General features: G+C 54.0%; 11 protein-coding genes and 1 CRISPR repeat array. Of the genes, 10 read left to right on the top strand and 1 reads right to left on the bottom strand.

Features of this window, described 5'->3' with window-relative positions; translation table 11 throughout:
* The first annotated feature begins 26 nt into the window (after nt 1-26).
* The 7 genes from UCI88_RS10290 to UCI88_RS10260 all read left to right on the top strand — a co-directional run bounded on the left by UCI88_RS10290 (nt 27) and on the right by UCI88_RS10260 (nt 15054).
* Nucleotides 27-3665, top strand: a complete 3639-nt coding sequence (locus UCI88_RS10290) for a PolC-type DNA polymerase III (RefSeq protein WP_044503059.1) — start codon at nt 27-29, stop codon at nt 3663-3665.
* A gap of 150 nt (nt 3666-3815) precedes the next feature.
* The gene (locus UCI88_RS10285; RefSeq protein WP_044503058.1) at nt 3816-4139 is read left to right on the top strand and encodes a YerC/YecD family TrpR-related protein; all 324 of its coding nucleotides are present in this window, start codon (nt 3816-3818) and stop codon (nt 4137-4139) included.
* Between the two features lie 16 nt (nt 4140-4155).
* Entirely contained in the window at nt 4156-4722 is a 567-nt protein-coding gene (locus UCI88_RS10280) for a hypothetical protein (RefSeq protein WP_044503057.1), read from the top strand.
* A gap of 21 nt (nt 4723-4743) precedes the next feature.
* Nucleotides 4744-6261 (top strand): FGGY-family carbohydrate kinase, encoded by a 1518-nt coding sequence (locus UCI88_RS10275; protein ID WP_256179455.1) that lies wholly within the window; start codon nt 4744-4746, stop codon nt 6259-6261.
* Nucleotides 6262-6660: 399 nt separating this feature from the next.
* Nucleotides 6661-7515 carry a 3-hydroxybutyryl-CoA dehydrogenase gene (locus UCI88_RS10270; protein ID WP_044503055.1) on the top strand — a complete coding sequence of 285 codons (855 nt, stop codon included), beginning with the start codon at nt 6661-6663 and terminating at the stop codon, nt 7513-7515.
* 201 nt (nt 7516-7716) lie between these two features.
* Nucleotides 7717-8499, top strand: coding sequence for a short-chain-enoyl-CoA hydratase (locus UCI88_RS10265; protein ID WP_044503054.1), 783 nt, complete (start codon nt 7717-7719; stop codon nt 8497-8499).
* A gap of 635 nt (nt 8500-9134) precedes the next feature.
* A CRISPR array of direct repeats spans nt 9135-10061; the repeat unit is 36 nt; unit sequence GTCAGAGTACCAAAATCCCCGTAAGGGGACTGAAAC.
* 295 nt (nt 10062-10356) lie between these two features.
* On the top strand, nt 10357-15054 hold the full coding sequence (locus UCI88_RS10260) for a TonB-dependent receptor domain-containing protein (protein ID WP_330024189.1): 4698 nt from the start codon (nt 10357-10359) through the stop codon (nt 15052-15054).
* Between the two features lie 10 nt (nt 15055-15064).
* On the opposite strand, the gene UCI88_RS10255 is transcribed toward UCI88_RS10260, so the two are convergent.
* Nucleotides 15065-15319 (bottom strand): hypothetical protein, encoded by a 255-nt coding sequence (locus UCI88_RS10255; RefSeq protein WP_044503050.1) that lies wholly within the window; start codon nt 15317-15319, stop codon nt 15065-15067.
* A gap of 440 nt (nt 15320-15759) precedes the next feature.
* On the opposite strand from UCI88_RS10255, the gene UCI88_RS10250 reads away from it, so the two are divergent.
* The 3 genes from UCI88_RS10250 to UCI88_RS10240 are packed head-to-tail and all read left to right on the top strand — an operon-like array spanning nt 15760 to nt 18514.
* Complete coding sequence (locus UCI88_RS10250; protein WP_256179457.1) at nt 15760-16722, top strand: ABC transporter substrate-binding protein; 963 nt, start codon at nt 15760-15762, stop codon at nt 16720-16722.
* Nucleotides 16719-17729 carry a FecCD family ABC transporter permease gene (locus UCI88_RS10245; RefSeq protein ID WP_044503048.1) on the top strand — a complete coding sequence of 337 codons (1011 nt, stop codon included), beginning with the start codon at nt 16719-16721 and terminating at the stop codon, nt 17727-17729. The genes UCI88_RS10250 and UCI88_RS10245 overlap by 4 nt, the downstream gene beginning before the upstream one ends.
* Nucleotides 17726-18514: an ABC transporter ATP-binding protein gene (locus tag UCI88_RS10240; RefSeq protein ID WP_044503047.1), complete on the top strand. Its 789-nt coding sequence runs from the start codon at nt 17726-17728 to the stop codon at nt 18512-18514. Before UCI88_RS10245 ends, UCI88_RS10240 begins: the two co-directional genes overlap by 4 nt.
* Nucleotides 18515-18533 lie beyond the last annotated feature (19 nt).

Genomic DNA, 18533 nt, shown 5'->3' with positions numbered 1-18533 from the left:
ATCGTGCCTGAAAGAAAGGATAATCGATGAAAGTTTGGCATATTGTTCCTAAAAATGATATATTGATTCCCGTCGACGGCGGCCAGACCGTCGCCGTCGCCTCCATTGCAGCTGACCTGGAAAGCCATTGGTGGAAGGTCAAGACCGAGTCGGCCTATGCGCCGGGCGATATGGACCTCCTCCGCGACCGGGTCTGCCGGAAACTGGGCCTCGACGGCAACGTGTCTGTCGAACACCAGGTGACGTCTGTCTTCCACGGCGGCGACATGCCCCTTTCCATCCCGGAAAACGATCCCTTGCGGCAGATTGCCGACATCTCGACGGATGACCTCGAGGGCTACGGCATTCCTCACGAAGATTCGTACGAATCCCTCTACGACGTCGACGAAGAATTATATCAGGATGAAGACTATAAAAAAGCCTGCCAGTGCGCTTCCGTCTCGTCGTGCAGCGTCAGCAAGGGCGAGAAGGGGAATGGCGGCACTAAGACCGGCGGCGACAGCCGGGTTTGGATGGGCCGGGCTTTTGGCGGCCAGCCGGTTCCCATCAACGACGTCCTCGGCGAAGAGCAGAACGACGTCGTCCTTCAGGGCAAGGTCGTCAAAGTCGAGTTCCGGGAATTGAAGTCCAAGCGCATCCTCTTGACCTTCCAGATGGCCGACAGCACCAACGGCATTTCGGCCAAAAAGTTCCTCGACGTCAGCAACCAGGGCGGCAGCGGCAAATTCCGCCGCAAGAATACCCTGACGCCGGAAGAATACGACTGCCTCAAGACAAAACTGCAGCCCGGCGCCTACGTCCGCATCCACGGCAATATCCAATACGACAACTACCAGAACGACTACGTCTTCATGGCCTATGACATGATGGAAGCCGACGGCGGGACCGTCGAACGGGAAGACCATAACCCGACGCCCCGTGTCGAACTCCATCTCCATACGGTCATGAGCGATATGGACGCTTTGATCACGGTCAAACAGCTCATTAAGACCGTCAAAAAATGGCATCATCCGGCCATTGCCGTCACCGACCACGGCGTCGTCCAGTCCTTCCCGCTCCTGCAGGAAATCTCGACGGACAAGAGCAACGGCGTCAAGGTCATCTACGGCATGGAAGGCTACCTCTTCGATGACAAAATCGACCAGTCGTACCACATCATCATCCTGGCCAAGAACCAGACGGGCATCCGCAACCTGTACAAATTGGTCAGCATTTCTCACCTTAAATACATCTACCGCGGCCGTCCGCGCATTCCCCGGGCCGTCCTCGACGAATACCGCGAAGGCCTCGTCCTGGGCTCGGCTTGTGAAGCAGGCGAACTGGTCCGCTCCATGGTCCAGAAACGGCTTCCTTACGAAGAATTAAAGAAGATCGCCGATTACTACGATTACCTGGAAATCCAGCCTCTGACCAACAACGGCTTCTTAGTCCGTGAAGGCTATGTGGCCGATGAAGAAGGGCTGCGCGACATCAACCGGACGATCTTAAAAATCGGTGACGAACTGGGAAAACTGACCGTCGCCACCTGCGATGCCCACTTTATGAATCCCGAAGACAAGATCTACCGGGAAATCCTCATGACCGGCAAGGGCTTCAAAGATGCCGAATTCCAGCCAGACCTCTACCTGCGCACGACGGACGAAATGCTGGAAGAATTTTCCTACCTCGGCGAAGACCGGGCCAGAGAAGTGGTCATTACCAACCCTAATAAGATCAACGACATGATCGACGATTGCCGGCCGATCCCGAAGGAAACGCTGTACTTCCCGCAGATCGCAGGCTCGTCGGAAGCCTTGAAACACATGTGTTACGAAAAGGCCCATGAAATCTACGGCACGCCCTTGCCGAAAATCGTCGAAGACCGGCTCGAAGAAGAATTTACGTCCATCCTGGGCCACGGCTTCGGCGTCCTCTATTACATCGCCCATAAACTGGTAAAACACTCCAACGACGACGGCTACCTCGTAGGTTCTCGAGGCTCTGTCGGCTCGTCCTTCGTAGCCACCATGTCCGGCATTACGGAAGTCAACCCACTTCCTCCGCACTACGTCTGCCCCAAGTGCCATTGGAGCCACTTCTACACGAAGGGCGAATACGGCGGCGGCTTCGACCTGCCCGATAAGACCTGCCCCGAATGCGGCGAACCGCTCTTAAAGAACGGCCACAACATTCCGTTTGCCATTTTCCTCGGTTTCGACGGCGACAAGGTCCCCGATATCGACCTCAACTTCTCCGGCGAATACCATCCCAAGGCTCATAAATATACGGAAGAACTCTTCGGGAAAGACAACGTCTTCCGCGCCGGTACCATCGGTGCCGTCAAGGATAAGACGGCCTACGGCTACGTCATGAAATGGGCCGAGAAGAAGGGCATCCACGTCAACGAAGCTTACATCAACAGCCTCGTGTCAGGCTGCACGGGCATCAAGAATACGACGGGCCAGCATCCGGGCGGCGTCATGGTTATCCCCCGCGATATGGACGTCCATCACTTTACCCCCGTCCAGTACCCGGCCAATAAGAAAGAAAGCGGCATCATTACGACCCACTTCGATTACCATTCCATCGAAGGCCGTCTGGTCAAGCTCGACATCCTCGGCCACGATGATCCGACGGTCATCCGCATGTTAGAGGACATGACCCATATCAAGGCCACGACCATTCCCTTCGACGACCCGGCCACGATGAGCCTCTTCAGCTCGACCAAGGCTCTCGGCGTGACGCCGGAAGAACTGGGTTCCAAAGTCGGAAGCCTGGGAATCCCGGAATTCGGGACCAACTTCGTCCGTCAGATGCTGGTCGATACCAAGCCCAAGACCTTCTCGGAACTGGTCCGTATTTCCGGTTTCTCCCACGGTACCGACGTCTGGCTGAACAACGCCCAGGACCTCATCACGTCGGGGACGGTCCCCCTGAAGGAAGCCGTCTCGACCCGTGACGACATCATGAACTATCTCATCGAACACGGCATTAAACCCAAGACCAGTTTCAAGGTCATGGAAAACGTCCGTAAGGGCAAGGGCATCGATAAGCCCAACAAACTGGGCCAAAAGACGACGGACTACGAAGGCGAACTAAAAGAAGGGCACATTCCTCAGTGGTTCATCGAATCGTGCCAGAAAATCGGCTACCTCTTCCCGAGGGCCCACGCCGTGGCCTACGTCATGATGGCCTTCCGCATCGCCTGGTATAAGATCAACCAGCCCCTGGCTTACTACTGCGCTTACTTCACCATCCGGGCCAAGGCCTTCAAACTGTCGGCCATGATCCACGGCCTCGAAGGGCAGGAACGGGCCATGAAGGAAATCGCCGCCAAGGGCAAGAGTGCCTCCAAGATCGAACAGGACCTCTATTCAGCCCTGGAACTGGCCAAGGAAATGAGCCTTCGCGGCTTCTCCTTCCTGAACGTTGACATCAACCGCTCGGCAGCGACGAAATTCACCATCTGCGACGGCAAGATCCTGCCGCCCTTTACGGCCATCGACGGCCTGGGCGAAAGTGTCGCCGAACAGATCGTGGCCGAACGGGCCATCGCTCCCTTCAGTTCCAAAGCCGACCTCAAGATGCGCGGCAAGGTTTCCCAGTCCCTCATCGACACCATGAGTGCAGACGGCTGCTTAGGCGACCTTCCGGAAGACGAACAGATCGACCTCTTTGCCATGTAAAAGACCATACAGGAGTCAGAGCCTCTCCCTTCGGAGGGGCTTTTTCTCTCGACAGATTGCCGTTATTGCCGTATAATAATTCTTGTATTTAGCCGACTAAAGGAACGGCCTCAGCAAGACAAAATCTGTAAGGGAAGGAAGGGATATATCGTGGCAGTGAATGAAAAACTACGGGATCACCTGCACGACCAACTGTTTCGGGCCATACTGGAACTCAAGAGCGTCGATGAATGCTATGAATTTTTCGAAGACATCTGCACCATTCAGGAAATGAAAGCCATTTCAGCCCGCCTCGAAGTGGCCCGCATGCTCAAAGCCGGCGACATTTACGAAGATATCGTCCAAAAGACCGGCGCCAGCACGGCGACCATCAGCCGTATCAAGCGCTGTCTCGTATATGGCAGCGGCGGGTACGAAAAGATCCTCAGCCGCATGGCCGAGAAAGAACCAGATTTTTTAAAATTATCCAAGTAGGAGGACAGCCGATTTCATGAAGGCCAAGATTGACGTCACCATCTTCAAGAACGGTGATATGGATATACTGCAGGCTTCGATTTATGAAGAACTGTGGAAGGATTACTGTACATTTAAACAACGGGCTGTCATGCAGCAAGAAAAGGAAACGAAGAAAGGCATCTTTTTATCCCGCCGGTACTATCGGGCGGCATTGTTGTCGTTATTTACTTTTTTTGAAGGCGTTATCAACAACTGGATCAAGACCATCATCCAGGACCGACCGGAATTTTCCGGCGCAGCGGATCAGCAGACGCTGAAAAAATGCGACGCCGTCATCGAATACTGTTTCTTCTGTTCGTATACCAAGCATACCGGTACCTTTACCTCGCTTTACGGCTACATCAACCGCTATGAACAGCACGATTTGGCCCTCATTGAACACATCGACGGACAGACCCTCGACGCCATCGAAACGGCGATGGATGAGTATTTCTGTTACGTCGAAGCCCTGACCGGTCTCAAGCGCCTGCCCAAGCCCAACCAATCGACGACGGGCCTGGTCGGACGCATCGGCGGCCTGGTCAAGGACTGCCACGGCTGATAAGAAAGGATTGTGGTCTCAATGAGTGATAAGTATTATATCGGATTCGACGCCGGTACACAGAGCGTCAAAGTAGCCGTTTACGACGATGAACAGCACTGCCTGGCCATGGATACGGCCAAGACCCATCTGGCATATCCTAAGCCCGGCTGGGTCCAGATGGATGTCGATGAATATTATCGCCTCATCAAACAGTGCATGGCCTCGTGCAGCCGCCAGATGGAAGAAAAAGGCTGGGACGTCAGCAAAGTCCGGGCCATCATGGGCGACGGCATCATCTGCGGCATCGCCGGCATCGACGAAGACGGCAAGGCCATTACGCCCTACGTCAACTACCTCGACAGCCGCACCCGCGACGACGTCGAAGCCCTGAAAGCAAAGAAGCTCGACATTTGGGGACGGGAAACGGGCAACGCCGAACCGAACATGATGTTCCCGGCCATGTTCGCCCGCTGGTTCATGAAGAACATCCCGGCCTGGAAGGAAAAGGGCGTCAAATTCGTCCACAACTGCCCCTACGTCTTAATGCACCTGGCAGGCCTTACGGCCAAGGACGCCTTCATCGACTGGGGCACCATGTCCGGCTGGGGCCTCGGTTACGACGTCGTCAAAAAAGAATGGTCCAAGGAACAACTCGACATCCTGGGCATTCCAGAATCGGCCATGCCGCGCATCGTAAAGCCTTGGGACATCATCGGTCATCTCTGTGAAGAAGACGCTATGGAAACGGGCTTTCCCGCAGGCATTCCCATCTGTGCCGGTGCCGGCGATACGATGGAATCCATGATGGGCAGCGGCATCTTGGAAGCGGGCAACGCCGTCGACGTCGCCGGGACCTGCGCCATGTTCTGCGCCGCAACGGACGGCATCATGCCGGAACTGTCGGTCCCCGGAAGCAACCTCATCTTTAACTCCGGGACCCTGCCGGGAACGTACTTCTACTGGGGCATGGTCCGCACGGGGGGACTGGCCCTTCGCTGGTTCAAAGACAGCATCGCCCGAGAAGAAGGGGACGACTACTACAGTACCCTCGACGAACTGGCCAAGCGCCATAAACCGGGCTGCGAAGGGGCCATGTTCCTGCCGTACCTTACGGGCGGCGACAGCGCTTACCCCAACGTCCGCGGGACCTTTACGGGCCTTACCCTCGATTCCGACCAGGGAGCCATGTGGCGCTGCGTCCTCGAAGGCATCGGCTATGACTATATGGAAGTCACCGACCAATACCGGGCAGCCGGCATCGGATTGAAGCACCTGACCATTACCGAAGGCGGCAGCCGGGACGAACTGTGGAACCAGATCAAGGCTGACATGCTCGATACGACGGTCGTCACCTTGAAAGTCGCCGGCGGAGCCGTACCTACCAACTGCATCGTCGCAGCCTACGCGGCCGGCGATATCAAGGACCTGAAAAAAGCCCTTGAACGCCAGTTGGAAGTCAAGGCCACCTACGTTCCCGACGAAGAAAATACCAAAATGTATCGCGCTTCCTATGAAAAACGGGGAGCCCTCTTAAAAGCCCTCAATGGGGGAGACTAAGAGCCTCACGTGCCGTACAGGTTTTGCCTGCTGCGGCACTTTTTTTTACTTGGTACCCACGAAAGGGCCTGTCTCCGGCACTTTCGATTCCTTATGGCTATAGAACTCCATGCACTTTGTGAAAAAACAACGTAACTTTTATAACATAAGTTCATAACGTAACGTATTTCCATGACATAATTATATTAAAGAATGATAATAAGTAACTTGACTTAAAACGACTTGCATAAAATGCATGTAATAAATGTGAAAAAATGAAAAAAGTGCCGTTTTTTAGTGGATTTTTTTGGTGTGTGTGGTATACTATCAATGTAAGCAGTGAATCTTATTTATGAGGCGTGTGACTTTTTTTTAAACTAATCTAGTGAAAAAAATCACGCGACGAAGGAGGAGTTAAACATGAGTAAAGTAATGGTTATTGGCGCTGGTACGATGGGTTCCGGCATTGCACAGGTTTTCGCTACGCACGGCTGGGACGTTGTCCTGAACGATATTAAAGACGAATTTATCGCCGGCGGCCAGGCCAAAATCGACAAATCTCTGACCAAATTAGTTGCTAAAGAAAAAATGACCCAGGCTGACAAAGACGCAACCATGGCTCGCATTTCCGGTTTCGTTACCCGTACGGCTGAAAATATGAGCGACATCGACCTCGTCGTCGAAGCTGCTATCGAAGACTTGAAGATCAAATCGGCTATCTTCAAAGAACTCGACGAACTCTGCCCGGAACACACGATCCTCGCTTCCAACACGTCGTCCTTGGCTATCACTCAGATCGGCGCAGCTACGAAACGCCCGGACAAAGTTATCGGCATGCACTTCTTCAACCCGGCTCCGGTCATGAAGTTGCTCGAACTCATCAACGGCATCGCAACTTCTGACGAAACCTACGCTAAGATCGAACAGTTGTCGAAAGACCTCGGCAAAACTCCGGTTAAAGTTAACGACTTCCCGGGCTTCGCCGGCAACCGTATCGTCATTCCGATGCTCAACGAAGCTATCCAGGCTTTGATGGAAGGCGTTGCATCCAAAGAAGACATCGATAACGTCTGCAAACTCGGCTTCAACCATCCCATGGGACCTCTGGCTCTCTGCGACCTTATCGGTAACGACGTTGTTCTCCACGTTATGGAAGTTCTTTACGAAGGCTTCGGCGATCCGAAATATCGTCCGTGCCCGCTGCTCAAGAAATACGTCCAGGCTGGTTACCTCGGCCGTAAGACTGGCAAAGGCTTCTACGACTACGCGAAATAAGTTAGCATTGTGCTAATTGAATACGGGGCGTGACTATCACACCCCGTATTATTTTTAAAGATTTACGGTCATAAAACGGCGTATCTCACCAGCGTCCCGGGGGCGGTCCGGCCTGTTGGATTCCATCATGGAAAAGACCCGTCGTTTTCTATACTCATTCTATACTATTCTCTATATCAGTTGTTTTAGGAGGTTTATCTCATGGATTACCAGAACATTCTTTGTGCAGTAGAAAATGGTATCGCAACGATTACCATCAATCGTCCGAAAGCCCTGAACGCTTTGAACCTCGACACGGTTACGGAATTAAAAGACGCTATCGAAAAGATCGCTGTCGACAAAGCCGTTAAAGTCGTCGTCATCACCGGTGCCGGTGAAAAATCCTTCGTTGCCGGCGCAGACATCAAAGAAATGGCTACCAAGACTCCGGCAGAAGGCCGCGAATGGGGCCAGTTCGGTCAGAACGTCTTCACGGAAATCGAAAACATGCCTCAGCCTGTCATCGCTGCTATCAACGGCTTCTGCCTCGGCGGCGGCTGCGAACTTTCCTGTGCTTGCGACATCCGCTATGCATCGGAAAACGCAAAATTCGGCCAGCCTGAAGTCGGCCTCGGCATTACCCCGGGCTTCGGCGGCACCCAGCGTCTGACTCGTGTTGTCGGCCGCGGCCAGGCTAAAGAACTCATCTACACCGGCGGCATGATCGGTGCTGAAGATGCAAAAGCTATCGGCCTCGTAAACAAAGTCGTTCCTCAGGAAGAATTAATGCCGGCTGTCCTCAAATTGGCAGGCAAAATCGCCAAGAACGCTCCCGTCGCTGTACAGCTCTCCAAAGCTGCCATCAACCGCGGCATCAACTGCGACGTCGTAACCGGCATCGCTTACGAAGCTGAAGTCTTCGGTCTCTGCTTCTCCACGAACGACCAGAAGGAAGGCATGGCTGCTTTCGTAGAAAAACGTAAACCGACCTTTGAAGGCAAATAAGATCATCGTTTGACTCCGAATAAAGGGACGTCTCGTGATTTGTCATGGGACGTCCTTTTTTCATAACAAAGATGAAAAACGTATACTAAAGAAAAGCCAAAGTGATGTGACGACTAGATCTGAGTTAACAATTTCCCCGTAAGGGGACTGAAACTGTACATAACAGTAGACTCTCAACTGGACTGTCATACCGTCGCATCATCTAATTCCCCGTAAGGGGACTGAAATCTTGTTTTATGCGGAAACCCTTCAGACGAGCGTTAAAAGGCCATCTACGGTCGACTCATACAGACTAGATGGCTAAGAGGGAGAAGGCGCTCCTGTGCCCGATGAGAGGCATTTGCGAGGACATTCGAAGATGAGCCCTTTTCCGAAATTCGTTTGACAATAAAAGTCGAAAAACGTATACTAAAGAAAAGTCAAAGTAATGCGACGGCTTTGGAAAACCGATTTTAGGGTCAAAAACCCCGTAGGTTTGAAAATTTTCAAACCTACGAAAAACGGCATAACCAAGCGGATAAGCGGCACTGCCTGATTTTTATTTTTCACCCGGGTCAGCGAAAAAGGCCAAAAAAGCCGGAGGTTTGAAAAAATCGCCTGTGAGCCCAGTCAGGGAGCGGGTACTGGGAGGCAGAGTCAGAGTACCAAAATCCCCGTAAGGGGACTGAAACTCTGTAATAGACCAGCAGCGAAATCGCCACCCATGTCAGAGTACCAAAATCCCCGTAAGGGGACTGAAACACTGTTTAGCTACTTCAGAATCTGATTGTTTTAATAAGGTCAGAGTACCAAAATCCCCGTAAGGGGACTGAAACACATAATAGAATCTCCATCCTCGGAGGTTCTTGCTACGGGTCAGAGTACCAAAATCCCCGTAAGGGGACTGAAACTAAAAAATAAGCCTAAGAATGAGAGTATGGATTCCCTCACGTCAGAGTACCAAAATCCCCGTAAGGGGACTGAAACCATTTTCAATAATGATGCAGAAGAACTTTCCGAACTTAGAGTCAGAGTACCAAAATCCCCGTAAGGGGACTGAAACCTCCTTCCATGCGTCACGGATACCTTTTAAATCCGCCGTGTCAGAGTACCAAAATCCCCGTAAGGGGACTGAAACGACGTCGCCGTTGAAATCGACTGGCAGACCGGAACGCCGAGTCAGAGTACCAAAATCCCCGTAAGGGGACTGAAACCTAACTAACAAATCGCCGAAACTGGTGAAAATTAACACATGTCAGAGTACCAAAATCCCCGTAAGGGGACTGAAACCACCAATAAATTGGTGCTTTTCCGTTTTTGGTTTGTGTCAGAGTACCAAAATCCCCGTAAGGGGACTGAAACTCAGTAACAACATGACACCAGTCTTCTTGCCGCCCTCGTCAGAGTACCAAAATCCCCGTAAGGGGACTGAAACACACGAACGCGTACCATTCAGGCAGAAGAATCATGCCGAGTCAGAGTACCAAAATCCCCGTAAGGGGACTGAAACTAACCAATAATCGACCAGAAATTAAAAAGTAAGTAGCGTCAGAGTACCAAAATCCCCGTAAGGGGACTGAAACGGCCAAACAAGTTTAACTAGCAATACTAATAACGCCCACGTCAGAGTACCGAAATCCCCGGATTTAATTAGACTCCTTTTAGAAAAATGGAGGAATTACATAGGGGGACTGAAATCTGAATCTTGCATGAGAAAAGCCGATACCGGCATCTATCTGGGATGCCTGGTATCGGCTTTTGTCATGGAAGTTATTTTTTTAGGTACCAAAAATGTGCGTACTTGTAAATTTTATACCAGTAAGTATAATGAGGATAACCCGATGACGGGGAGACCTTATGCGAAAAGGAGACTTGACCATGGAATTTGAACAATTGATGAAGGATCGTTATTCGGTCCGCAAATTTTTGGATAAAAAAGTAGAACCGGCCTTCGTTGATAAACTGAAGGAAGCCATCCTGCTGGCGCCGAGTGCCGTAAACTATCAGCCCATTCGGGCCTGGGTCATCGAATCGAAGGAGAAACTCGAACAGATTAAGGCCATCACGAAATACCACTTCCAAGCACCCCTGACCATTGCCATCGGTTATGTACCGGATGAAGCCTGGGTCCGACAGAGTGACGGCCGGAATCACGGCGTCGTCGATGCCAGCATTGCTGCCATGCAGGTCTGGCTGGCCGCTGAAAACATGGGCCTCGGCGTCTACGGCAGCAAGCGGGACATCATGCCCGTATACGCCAGTGAGAAGCCGCGGCGGACGTGGATCATCGAAAATAAGGATATGGCCAATTTTGAGCCAAACTCCCTGCGCTACCACGGGACGGCCGATACGATCGGTATGGTCGGCACGTATGACATCAATGAAAATAACAGCCTCCATTGGAACGTCGAACGTTATACGGAAGACCTCCTTCGCCACGTCAAGCACACCGACAGCGATATGGAGCCCCAACAGATTTTTAAGCGGCGGGCTGACCGCAATACGTATAATTTGGGCTGGACGGGACGGGCCGGCAGGACCGACTGGAGTGTAGAAACGAATTATTCCCGTATGAAGGAAGACGATATTTCCCTCATCAATTACTATGGACGGTCGTCTTACGAGGGCAAGAATGAGCTGAAATACGTCGACGACGTCGACCACCGCCAGCGCAGTCTCAAGGCGTCGGCCAATACGCAGATCAATGACCGCCATCTCCTCAGCTACGGCGTCGGCTTTATCAAAGAGACCGGCGAAGGAAGCCGTCTCAAGAGCTCGCCCCGGATGTCGACGCGCTACATCGATCCCTGGGATTACGACAAGGGCCTCCTCGTCGAAGGCATCGATGCCTATATGCGAAACGATGGAGATACGAGCGTTCCCGTCTGGTCCCACATCCACGACTATGCCTTTTATGATAACGGCACCAGCCTGCCTCAATGGGACCAAAATTATGAATACTACGGCGCCGACCGCAACGATCCGTCGACGCTGCCCCTCATTACCTATACCGATTACGAACGGCATAAGCTGAAGGATAAGGAGCCGAGCCGCTGGTACAATGACTCGTCCATGACCGACGACAAGTGGAAGGACTACTGGACATTTGAACAGCAGCTGCGCGACCAGAACCCGCAGTTGGCCGGCGCATCGAACATCGTCGGCAAGTATTTTGAGTGGGGCATGGCGACGGATCCCAAGACCCGGGAAAAGGCGCCGGTCTTTAACGGCCGCCATTTTCTCGAAGAGTACCGCCGCCGCAACAACCGGATTACGACGGGGCGAGGCACGATCAATCGGCGTAATTTTTTCATCCAAGATACGTGGCAGGTCAACGACAGGACCATCGTGACCCCTATTCTCCGGCTGGACGACAGCAGCCTCTTTGGCAGCCATCTTTCGGGAAATTTGGGGCTGACCCACAATGTCGGCGGCAACGAACACCGGCGCTTTAAAGCCAATATCGGCACGGGCTATACCGAACCGGGCATGGGCGAACTCTGGTATAACTGGGAAATGTACGGCAGCAGTCCCGTCGGCATCGGCGTGGCCCGCATGGGCTGGTACTGGGTCGGCAATCCCGATTTGAAGCCGGAAACGTCGGTTAACTTCGACATCGGCATCGAAGGGGAAAATGATAATACGTCGGCCCGATTGGGCTTCTTCCACAACCGCATCAAAGATTACATGACCGTCTATTTTACCGGCCGCTACATGGATTTTGCCCCTGATTTGGGCTTTTCGGCCAAATGGATGCGGGCCCCCGATTTGATTTACAGCTTTAAGAATATCGGCCGCGCTGAAATTACGGGATTGGAAGCGGAAGTGAAGCAGAAACTGGGCCGTCATTGGACGGCTAAACTGGGGTATACCTGGCTCCATGCCATCAATAAGAGCGACTCTGATATGCCGCGCCGCCTCCTCGACAAGCCGGTCCATAAGGTCGATATCGGCCTTGACTATGACGACCCGGCAAGCGGCTGGCGCGGGTCCTTATGGGGCAATTACTACATCCACATGCTGGACAGCAATTCCCTTTCCGATTCGTCGAACTACTGGCCCGATATCCTTCAGGGAGAAGGGGCCGTGTACCGCAAGCCCCGGTACCAGAAGAAGACCTTCGGTATTTGGAACCTCATGGTGCAGAAAAAGATCAATAAAGATTCCTTGGTCTACTTCGGCATCAACAACCTGTTCAACCACCGCGACGACGACCGGGCGACGCAGCAGCGGGTCTACCGCTTTGGGGTCAACTTTAAACTGGGCCGCGATGCCCGGGACATCCTCGAAGGGAAGAAGGCTTCCGCTGCTGAAGGCGCAGGGGCTGCCAGAACGCCGGTTCGCATGAACGACTTCATCGCCCGCCCCTTTGACGAGTCTAAGGGAGAAGGCTGGGACATCATCGGTGACTACCGCCTGCGGTGGGATTCCCATAAGGGACAGGACCGCCAGCTGCCGCCCTTTAGGGCAGATACGTACATCGATACGGCAGACCGCAACATGTATGACCGGGGAGAACACGGCTTTAGCCATCGCCTGCGTTTGGGCGTCGATGCCCGCTTGGGAGACGATACCAATCTGCGCCTCTTGGGCAGCGCCTCCGGGACGGCAGCCGTCGATACGGCAGAGACCGTGCCCTTGTCAGAAGGCCTTCAGCATCAGCGCGTCGAAGAAGCGGACTTGACGCACCGCGTACGGAAATGGGACTTCTCCATCGGCCGCCTGACGGAACCCATGGGGGTCACCGGTTATTGGTTCGGGAAAGAATTCGACGGCGTCCGCGCCGTTTGGACCGGAAAGGATACCCAGGTCCGCCTGGGATACGGGTCCTTTAAGCACAGTACGGGTATCTCCGATTCGGCTTATACCCATTCGACGCACGCCGTCTTCTATCGGCCGCCGACGGTATCGGAATTGATCGGTCTCAATCGCGACGATTGGCCTTATGATCTGGCCAAGATGGCCGGCGCCAACCCCTTGAAGCCGGGAACGACCGATCCCGACCGCGAAGGAACGGTCTACGACGAAGGCAGCCCCAACGATATTTACAATAAGTCCTATAAGGGGAAAAACGACAAGGTCTACTTCTACCAGCAGCTGCGGGATGCCGTAAAAAACGGGGCCGACACGAAGGAGCAGGGCGAGGTAATCCGCCGCCTCCAGCACATCGTGAACACGGCCTACGGCAAAGAAGCGGCTCAAGCCGGCATTACCCTCAACGTGCCGATTCACGGCAAGGTATTGTACCGCTTGAAGCATAAAGACACGGGAGCCGTCGTCTATAAGGCGGCCGATGTCTACTATAACAGCTACATCAGCGACTTCGACTCGCCGGAAGAAAAGGCCTATAAACAGGAAATGAATAAATACTTTTCCATCAGCCTCAGTGACGACAGGGCTCTCGGTGACGGCCGGGCCTTCCTCACTTCCCGGGAAGCGGAACTGCATCGGGGCTATGAAGCCATTGCCGAGCATACGGCCAAAGAAGCTTGGGGCTATTACGGCAAGGACGATGAAATGGGGACGACCTACCGTCCCTTGGACGGAAGCGGCATGTGGCGTAATGTGAGCCGCAGCGATAGGGCCGGCGATTATGTCTATGACGGCATCGAAGACATCGGCAGCCTCGATTGGAAAGATTCCGGCCAAGACGGAGCGGGTTGGTATTCACAGTACCGGTTCGACTCGACGCTGGACCATCTCATCGATGAATTGTACAAGGAAAATTACGGCAGTGCCGACTTCAATGGAAACGACCCGAATTACGGGCTGAAGATTCCCAGACTGCTGTCGGAATACCTGAAAGCCCTGGAAGATCTCGTCCGCAGTGCCGATTCGGCCAGCAAGCAGCCCCGGGCGGCTTTAGAAAAAGCCATCGGTCGGCCGATCCTTACGGAAGGGACGATCCTCCGGCGCGACGTCATTGCCCCTCTCGATCGGGCGGCTTTCGTCCAGGTCAAGAAACAATTCGGCGCTGATTTCGGCCTTCAGGCTTGGTACTTCCACTCTTTCAGGCAGGACAAACAGCCGTGGTTCTCGGAAAATAACCACGGCAATGATGTCGATATCTTTGACCGTTTTGCCGACGTCGTCGGCATCGGGGCCCGCTGGCAGATCGGACAGAACCTGCGCCTGTCTGCCGACTACGGCCAGAACCGTACGGAATTCGGCCGCTTCCTGAACGGTCAGTCCCGGTACGATCATCAGCGGGGCACGGCAGACTTTACCCTTCTTGGCCGGGATAAGGGCGGAACGCCTCACTTCTGGACGGTGCGCCTCGACGTGGGCCGCAGCGATACGGACATACCGGGCAGCTGGAATGCCTTTGCCGACTATAAATACTTCCAGCACGGCTCCTTCTTCGGCGGCAACGGTACGGAAAGCCTGCCGGACCGCTATCTCGACGGCATTCGCAGCTTTACCGTCGGTGCCGGCTATGTACCGGCTAAAAATTTCCTCGTCGAAGCCTTCTATACCTTCGATGCCAAGGGCATTCACAGCCGGGATACGCTCTACGGGCCGGAACAGTTTACCTTAGGCGATTATGCCCGCCTGCAGCTGACCTATAAATTTTAAATCCCTTGCCTTAGGACCAATAATGGCGCAGTTGACAGGCCGTGCGGGCCAGTACCCACGACGCTGAACACAGGGCAAGAGGCATAGCGGCGATGACGACGGCCAGGTTTCTGGTTTCCGTCGTCATCGTGCTGTGGGTCAGCCAGAGCAAGGCTTTCAGTAGGGATTCAACAGTCACGCAGCCGGTGAAAAGGGCGATGACGAAGACGGCAGCGGCTAAGGGCAGCATGACGAGATACGAGAAAAGATAGAGGGTATGTTTCATAGGGGACGCCTCCTAAAAGGTTATAAGATTCGATGTATTAACATGATATACCTCTATTCTCAATATGTCAAATAAAATGATAATGAGAATAGCAGGAAAGGCTGTTCAGACAGGCGGTTACAAAATAAATGTCGGAACGGATCATTTCCCGACTAATTGGAGTGGTCGTTATAATTGTAATATGTTATGATTTTATTACAAAATATATTGAAAATCGATATCGATAATAAAACTTTTATATAGGAGATCCCCTTGGGAACACGCCGCCATCCCCGCCGGATTTTTAGGGAAAGGAGGACCTGTCTATGTATCGCATACAGGGAGAAGTCGTGTTCGACGGGACCGGCGAATGCTTCGCCTTTTTAGGAGCTTTATGGGCCTTGGCTGCATTCGTGTTTTATGTCTTGTTTTGGTAGTTTTCTTTGAAAGAGAGGTCTTTTTTGCGTAAAGTATTGATCAGCAGTCTTATTTTTTGCGGCATTGTCATCGTGGCAGCCGTGGCCTGGTTCATGATGGCAGACGCCGATGGGGTACCATCGACAGCGACTCGTCAAGTCGTGGATGCAACCGGAGAGTCCGTCACGATTCCCGTTCACCCGCAGCGAGTCGTTTTTTTGAATGTATCCAATCTTGATTTATATGACGCTGCCGGCGGCCGGGATACGATTGTCGGCAAGCCGACGTCTGATTCTATGGCACCGGAACTGGCCGAGGCCTTGGCAGCCGTACCGTCGGTGGGCATCATTCATCGGCCTAATTTAGAGACGATTTTATCGCTCCATCCGGATTTAGTCGTCGGCATCAACGTGCCTTTTCACAACCAGATTCGCCAAACCCTGGCCCAAAACGGCATCCCGCTGTACATCAATTCCTTGGATTCCTTGGAAGACAGTCTGAGGACGCTGGAGTTCTTTGGCGAATTGACCGGCCGTGAACCGGAGGCAGAGAAGAAGGCTGCCGATATCAAAGATCGGACCGATGCCGTCATGGCCTCTGCCGGCGGGAAGGAAAGCCCGCGGGCCCTGATCCTCTTCAGTTCGCCGGACAGCAACAATATGGCGACGGCAGCCAGCTTTTCCGGCGATATGCTGAAACGCCTCCACGGTACCAATATTGCCGAGGGCGCCGGTTCTCACGAGCCCTTTGTGCCCCTCAGCATGGAATACGTCCTGCGCCAAGATCCGCAGGTCATCTTTATCATCTCCATGGGCCAGAGTCCCGATGAGGCCGATCGATTCCGGTCATCCATGGCTGACAGCGATTCTTGGAGTCAGGTCCGGGCTGTGCGCCAAGGGAAGGTCTATGCCCTGCCGACGGCCCTATTTACGGTCAATCCGGGAAGCCGCATTGCCGATGCCATGGAATACATGGCCGACCGCCTGTATGGGGGAGGGACCCTATGATGGCGGATAAGGTCACCCGGAAAAGAGAGATCCGGCGGCTGACGGTCCTCTTAGCCGGCCTGGTCCTCTTGGTCGGTGTCCTTATTTTAACGGTCGTCGTCGGTGCCGTATCGATCCCCTTACCGGATCTTTGGCTGGCGTTGCGGGCGCCGGGGACGACGGAAGATTACCGTATCATCTATACCCTGCGCATGCCTCGCGGCATCTGCGCCGCCTTGGCCGGGGCCAACCTGGCCTTGTCGGGCTGCATCCTCCAAGGGGTCCTTCGCAATCCCTTGGCCGATCCGGGCATTATCGGCATTTCGGCCGGAGCGGGCCTGGCGGCTATGGCCTTGATGATGCTGGCGCCGACGCTGACCGTTTGGGTACCTTTAGCGGCCTTTGCCGGAGCCTTAGGGGCGGCGGCCATCGTCTTTTTCCTGGCCTGGGAGCGGGGCGTCAATCCCCTGCGCCTGGTACTGGCCGGGGTGGCCGTGGCGGCCTTCTTTGGCGGCGGCATGACGGCCTTGTCCGTTTTCTTTTCCGATAAGGTCCAGGGGACCGTGTCCTGGATGGCCGGCGGATTTGCCGGTGCCGGCTGGCAGAGCGTGCGCATGATCCTGCCTTATAGTCTGATCGGCATGGTGGGGACAATCTGCCTCTATCGGCGCCTCAATGCCCTGCAGCTCGGCGACGACGTAGCTCAGACGTTAGGCGTTCAGGTCCATCGGACGCGGGCTCTTTTGGTAGCCCTGGCCGCGCTTTTGGCGGCGTCTGCCGTCAGCGTAGCCGGCCTTTTGGGCTTCGTCGGACTGGTCGTGCCCCACGTGATGCGCCTCATCGTCGGTTCTGATTTCGAGCCCCTTTTGCCTTGCTCGGCTGTGTTCGGTGCCGTCTTGGTAGCCGGCGCAGACGCTGCGGCCAGGACGGTCTTCAGTCCCATGGAAGTTCCTGTCGGCATCTTCATGTCCTTCATCGGGGCGCCGTTTTTCCTGTATTTATTGAGACGGAGGCTGGGTACGCCATGAGTCCTATTGAACTTAAGGGTCTTCAGATCCAATACGGCAATAAGGTCGTTGCCCGGGACTTGAACCTGGTACTGGACAAGGCAGAAATCATCTCCATCATCGGCCCCAACGGGTCGGGGAAGTCGACGCTACTGAAGACGATGGCCCGCCTGATCCTGCCGTCGGCCGGCGTCGTCACCTTGAACGGCCGCGACATGAACAGCTTTTCGACGGATGCCCTGGCCCGTATGATCTCTTTTATGCCCCAGTCGATGCAGGCCCCCGGCGATCTTACCGTGCGGGACCTGGTCCTCTTGGGACGGCTTCCTTATCAGAGCCTCTTTTCCAGCCTTCGCGAAGAAGATGGTAAGGCTGCCGATAAGGCGCTGGCCGGGACGGGGATGACCAAGCTGCAGCACCGACGCCTTTCGGCCCTGTCCGGCGGGGAACGGCAGCGGGCCTGGCTGGCACTGGCTTTGGCCAAGGAGCCGGAAGTCCTGCTCCTCGACGAGCCGACGACTTATTTAGACATTCACCATCAATTAGATTTAATGGAACTCATCGCTGAACTGTATGAAACGACGGGCGTGTTGGTAGTCATGGTCCTCCATGACCTGAATCATGCCGCCCGCTACAGCCATCGCCTGATTGCCGTCAAAGAAGGACGGATCGTCGTCGACGGACCGGTTAAGGATGTGTTTCGGCGGGACATCATTGAACCGCTGTACGACATACAAGCTATTATTACGGAAGTACAGGAAGGTGCTGAAACGTACCGCCTGTGTGTGCCTTATGGGACGCACTGACTGCTGGAAGGAGCAAAGG

It is taken from the genome of Megasphaera massiliensis, from assembly GCF_036305205.1.
Lineage (GTDB): Bacteria > Bacillota > Negativicutes > Veillonellales > Megasphaeraceae > Megasphaera > Megasphaera massiliensis.
Note: the sequence above shows the minus strand (reverse complement) of the source record. Positions and strands in the feature narration are given on the sequence as shown.

What these genes read in the sequence shown, in the direction of transcription:
- UCI88_RS10245 (WP_044503048.1), top strand. Translation starts at nt 16,719, where the DNA reads ATGATGGCGGATAAGGTCACCCGGAAAAGAGAGATCCGGCGGCTGACG.
- UCI88_RS10290 (WP_044503059.1), top strand. Translation starts at nt 27, where the DNA reads ATGAAAGTTTGGCATATTGTTCCTAAAAATGATATATTGATTCCCGTC.
- UCI88_RS10270 (WP_044503055.1), top strand. Translation starts at nt 6,661, where the DNA reads ATGAGTAAAGTAATGGTTATTGGCGCTGGTACGATGGGTTCCGGCATT.
- UCI88_RS10260 (WP_330024189.1), top strand. Translation starts at nt 10,357, where the DNA reads ATGGAATTTGAACAATTGATGAAGGATCGTTATTCGGTCCGCAAATTT.
- UCI88_RS10280 (WP_044503057.1), top strand. Translation starts at nt 4,156, where the DNA reads ATGAAGGCCAAGATTGACGTCACCATCTTCAAGAACGGTGATATGGAT.
- UCI88_RS10265 (WP_044503054.1), top strand. Translation starts at nt 7,717, where the DNA reads ATGGATTACCAGAACATTCTTTGTGCAGTAGAAAATGGTATCGCAACG.
- UCI88_RS10275 (WP_256179455.1), top strand. Translation starts at nt 4,744, where the DNA reads ATGAGTGATAAGTATTATATCGGATTCGACGCCGGTACACAGAGCGTC.
- UCI88_RS10255 (WP_044503050.1), bottom strand. Translation starts at nt 15,319, where the DNA reads ATGAAACATACCCTCTATCTTTTCTCGTATCTCGTCATGCTGCCCTTA.
- UCI88_RS10240 (WP_044503047.1), top strand. Translation starts at nt 17,726, where the DNA reads ATGAGTCCTATTGAACTTAAGGGTCTTCAGATCCAATACGGCAATAAG.